This is a genomic window from Romboutsia sp. 13368 (assembly GCF_018336475.1).
Lineage (GTDB): Bacteria > Bacillota > Clostridia > Peptostreptococcales > Peptostreptococcaceae > Romboutsia.
Genome location: NZ_CP048741.1, coordinates 1,020,072 through 1,025,204, shown reverse-complemented (window position 1 = coordinate 1,025,204; position 5,133 = coordinate 1,020,072). Strand labels below are relative to the sequence as shown.

General features: G+C 29.1%; 4 protein-coding genes and 1 pseudogene. 2 read left to right on the top strand and 3 right to left on the bottom strand.

Features of this window, described 5'->3' with window-relative positions; translation table 11 throughout:
• Positions 1–408: 408 nt before the first annotated feature.
• Positions 409–558: pseudogene (locus G3997_RS11815) on the top strand (nitronate monooxygenase); the annotation flags it as partial.
• 331 nt (positions 559–889) lie between these two features.
• Here G3997_RS11815 and G3997_RS04170 read toward each other — a convergent pair.
• Both G3997_RS04170 and G3997_RS04165 read right to left on the bottom strand, forming a co-directional pair.
• Complete coding sequence (locus G3997_RS04170; protein WP_296648587.1) at positions 890–3,274, bottom strand: heavy metal translocating P-type ATPase; 2,385 nt, start codon at positions 3,272–3,274, stop codon at positions 890–892.
• 11 nt (positions 3,275–3,285) lie between these two features.
• Positions 3,286–3,651: an ArsR/SmtB family transcription factor gene (locus tag G3997_RS04165; RefSeq protein WP_296648585.1), complete on the bottom strand. Its 366-nt coding sequence runs from the start codon at positions 3,649–3,651 to the stop codon at positions 3,286–3,288.
• 194 nt (positions 3,652–3,845) lie between these two features.
• On the opposite strand from G3997_RS04165, the gene G3997_RS04160 reads away from it, so the two are divergent.
• Entirely contained in the window at positions 3,846–4,028 is a 183-nt protein-coding gene (locus tag G3997_RS04160; protein ID WP_296648582.1) for a hypothetical protein, read from the top strand.
• A 48-nt stretch (positions 4,029–4,076) separates the two neighbouring features.
• On the opposite strand, the gene G3997_RS04155 is transcribed toward G3997_RS04160, so the two are convergent.
• On the bottom strand, positions 4,077–4,925 hold the full coding sequence (locus tag G3997_RS04155) for a DegV family protein (protein ID WP_296648578.1): 849 nt from the start codon (positions 4,923–4,925) through the stop codon (positions 4,077–4,079).
• Between the last annotated feature and the right edge of the window lie 208 nt (positions 4,926–5,133).

Here is a 5,133-nt window from a genome sequence, read left to right as displayed (position 1 = left end):
GATGCAGACGCAGACGTAGATGCAAACGCAGATGTAGATGCAGACGTAGATGCAAACGCAGATGTAGATGCAGATGTAGATGCAAACGCAGATGTAGATGCAGACGTAGATGCAAACGTAGACGCTGAAGCAGAAGCAGAGGCAGAAGCTGACGCAGAAGCTGACGCAGATGCAGAAGTAGAAGCATATGCAGATGCATGTATCCATACAGATGCAGAGGCAGAATCAGAAGCCGATGTAGATGCAGAGGCAGATATAGATGCAGAAGCAGAAGCAGAGGCAGAAGCAGAGGCAGAAGCAGAAGCAGAAGCAGAGGCAGAAGCAGAGGCAGAGGCAGAAGCAGATGCAGATGTAGACGCAGACGTAGATTTAGATGCAGATGTAGACGCAGATTTAGATTTAGATGCAGATGTAGACGCAGATTTAGATTTAGATGCATCTGGTGTTCAAGTTGGAACTAAATTTGTTGCTACTTATGAATGTGATGCTCATGAAAATTTTAAAAATACTTATATTAATGCAAAACAGGAAGATATAAAAATAGTTAAAAGTCCTGTAGNNNGTTATTTGCTTTTTTTGACTAAGAATATAGAGRTTATAAAAGTATATGATTATATATTTGCTATAAGAATTTATAAAAAATTATAGATTATCTTTACATTCGTATTATTAATATAATGCGAACTTGAGAGTAGTTTAGCAAAGTAACATAAAAACCACATTCATTTACTATTAATAAGTATATGGATGTRGTTTTTATATTGTAATTTTAGTTTGATTATATTATTTGATTATATATAATTAAACTTAAAGATTGAAATATAAACGTTACACTATATTGATTATAATTTTAACCTTATATTCATAATTAGTTACGTAGCTTTTTTATCTATTTCATTACTCTCATTGCATTTAATACCGCTATTAAAGCAACACCTACATCTGCAAATATAGCTTCCCACATAGTAGCTACTCCACCTGCACTTAAAATTAATACTATTGCCTTAACACCTAATGCAAATATAATATTTTGCCATACTATTTTATTTGTTTTTCTTGATATTTCTATAGCTTTAGAAATTTTAATTGGCTCATCTGTCATTAAAACTACATCAGCAGCTTCTATAGCAGCATCTGAACCTAATGCTCCCATTGCTATACCAACGTCTGCTCTTGCAAGTACTGGAGCATCATTTATACCATCTCCAACAAATGCAACTTTTTCTTTTTCTGATTTATTTTTAAATATCTCTTCTAATTTATCAACTTTTTCATCTGGTAATAAATTTGAATAAACCTTATCTATCCCTAATTCTTTAGCAATCTTATTCGCTACTTTTTCATTGTCCCCAGTTAACATTACAACTTCTTTAACACCATGTTTTTTTAAACTCTTTATAGCTTCTTTACTGTCTTCTTTTATTTCATCAGATATTACTATATATCCTTTATACACTCCATTAACTGCTACATAAACTACTGTTCCTATATCATTAGTTGGTGAGTATAGTATGTTTTCTTTTTTCATTAATTTATCATTACCAGCTAAGATGTGTAAGTTTTTGTATTTTATTTTTATACCATGTGCTGCTACTTCTTCAAAATCACTTATTTTATCTAAATCTATATTTCCTTTATAGTAATTTAATATAGATTTTGCTATTGGGTGATTTGAGTTTACTTCTGCATATGCTGCATATTCTATTAACTCTTCTTCACTTATTCCAATAGATTTTATCTTAGTTACATTAAATACACCTTTAGTAAGTGTACCTGTTTTATCAAATACTACTGTATCAACATTTTTAAGTGCTTCTAGATAATTACTTCCTTTTATTAATATACCATACTTAGATGAATTACCTATTCCACTAAAGAATGATAATGGTATTGATAATACTAATGCACAAGGACATGAAACAACTAAAAATACTAGTCCTCTGTAAAACCAATCTGAAAATACTGCATTTGGTATTACAAGCGGTGGTATAAACGCTATAACAATAGCTGAGAATAGCACAAATGGTGTATAGTATTTTGAAAACTTACTTATAAAGTTTTCTGTTTTAGACTTTTTACTACTTGCATTTTCAACTAAATCAAGTATCTTAGAAACTGTTGATTCTCCAAATTCTTTAGTTACCTCAATACTTAATAATGCATTTTTATTTATAAATCCTGATAATATAGCCTCACCTTCACCAATTTCTCTAAAAACTGATTCTCCGGTAAGTGCTGATGTATCAACCATTGAATATCCATCTATTACAATTCCATCTAAAGGAACTTTCTCACCTGGTTTTACAACTATTATATCTCCTATACTTACATCTTCTGGAGATACTACTTTTATCTCTGATCCAACTTTTAAATTTGCACTATCTGGTCTTATTTGCATAAGTGAAGTTATTGATTTTCTAGATTTACCTACTGCTATACCTTGTAAGTACTCACCTATTTTATAAAAAAGCATAACCCCTACTGCTTCTGGTACTTCTCCTATTATAACAGCTCCTATTGTTGCTATAGACATTAAGAAGTTTTCATCAAATACTCTACCTTTAAATAGATTTTTTAATGCTTTTAATAAAACATCTCCACCTACTATTAAGTAGACTATTAAGAATACTATATTAGCAAACTTACTTTCAAATCCAGTTGCACTTTGGAATATTCCAAAGATGTACATTATACTTCCTATTATTAATTTTATTAAATCACTTTTATTTGATGTGTGAGTTTCCTCAATATCTTCTTTTTTATTTTCTTTTTTTGTATCTAAGAAATTAACTTTTATATCTAGTCCTGGTTCTGTATCATTTATTATCTTTATAATTTCATCTATAACTAATTTTTCATCTACATCTTTAGCTACTTCAAATGTAAGCTTTTTACTTATAAAGTTTAAATTAGATTTTTCTACTTTATCTAATTTTGATACTTTATTTCCTATTTCTTCACTACAGTGAGCACAGTTTAAACCACCAAGTGTTATTTCAACTTTTTTATTATTACTATTCTTATTTTCTAATACTTTTATATCTAATCCTGGTTCTGTATCATTTACTATATCTATAACATTAGAAACAACATCATCTTCATCTGTTGATAAGTCACAAGCTATTTCTAAAGTAAGTTTTTTATTTATAAAGTTTAAGTTACAAGATTTTATTTCTTCTAATTCAGATACCTTGTCATTAATTACCTCTGCGCAATGAGCACAGTTTAGACCACCTAGTATTATCTCTTTTTTACTTGTACTACAATTTCCCACAAACTCATCCCCTATCTTTTATATCTTTCTTCTATATGTTCAAGTCCACAACTAAATATTTGGCTTATATGGCAATCATCTAGAGAATAAAATACTGTCTTTCCTTCTTTTCTAAATTTAACTAATCTAGCTTGTTTTAATACTCTAAGCTGATGTGATATTGACGAATGAGTCATATCTAATAAATCTGCTATATCACAAACGCACATCTCTTTTGCTGATAGTGCATATAATATTCTTACTCTTGTTGTATCTCCAAATACTTTAAATAATTCTGCTAATTCATATAGCATTTCTGTATCAGGCATTTGTTCTCTTACAGAATCAACTATATCTTCATGCAACTCATTGCTGCAACATACATCTATATCTTTCATATTTTCCTCCTKCATRTATATATGAAYATTTTAATATATGAACAATTATTCATANNNNTATTCAACTTAACAACCCTGATGGTGATATATCAGTTAATGCTACTGGTGATACTGTTACTTTACCTGCTGACCAAACATACTATATTAGATATTCAGTAGTAGGAGAGGGTGGAACTCCATACACTATTACTTTAGTGTATAATGGTACTGAAGTAAATGCTTCTCAAGCTACTTCTCAAGCAAACAATTCTTCAGTAGGTAATGCTGCAATATTAAATACTGATGGTGGTGGAGATTTAAGTTTGGTTGTAACAGATAGTTCAGGAACAGTTTTTCAACCTGATCAAAGTAGTATGCAACTAATAAGATTAGCATAATAATATAAATAAGCATAAACTAAGGGAGCAGATTTCTGCTCCCTTTCTTTATTTATTTAAACATGCTATTCCCATAACAGTAGGACCTGARTGACATGCMACACATGAACCTATACGGAATGAATATACATTTTTAGGTGATAACTCTTCTTTAACTCTCTCTACAAACTTCTCATGAGTTTCTAAATCATCTCCATATCCAACATATACATCCTTATTTGAGAAATCATCTCCAACTTCTTCTTTTAACTTTTCTATAAGTGTTGGTATTATTTTTTTACTTCCTCTTACTTGAGTTTTTTGCTTTACTAATCCATCTTCTATCTTTAGTATAGGTTTTATGTTAAGTAAAGTTCCAACTGCTGCCTTAGCTCCAGATATTCTTCCACCTTTATGTAAATAATCTAGTGAATCAACTGAGAAATAAACTTCAACCTTTTCCTTATACTCTTCAAGTTTATTAATTATAGTATCTATATCTAATCCTTCTTCTACCATTTTAGCAGCTTCAAGAACTAATAATCCTCCACCTATACATAAGCTATATGTATCAAATATATATATATCATCAGATTCTATATCATTTTTAGCAAGCATTGCACTTTGGTAAGTACCTGATGCTGCTGATGAACCAGCTATATATAAAACTTTTTTTCCTTCATTTAGATACTTTTCAAAAGTATCCTTAAAAGTTAAGTATGTAACTTGAGATGTTGTTGGCATTTCTTTATTATTTCTTAGTAATTTATAAAATTCATCTGTATCTATATCTACACCTGATTTATATTCCTTACCTTGAAATATTATAGTTGCAGATAACATATCTATATCGTATTTTTTCTCTATATTTTCTGGTAGATCATTCATTGTGTCATAAATTATTTTAATATTATTCATTTTTAAAACTCCCTTTAATCTTTATTTAAAGCATATAAAATATAAGTCCAATATGAAACTAAAACATCTTATTAAATTCATAAGTTTAATATTAAATATTTTAGCTTTAATTTATTATCTTTTAAGATACTAATATCTTTCTACATTAAGTCAAAAACTTATAATATATAAAATTTAAATTTATTATTAGTTTATAAAAAATTATATT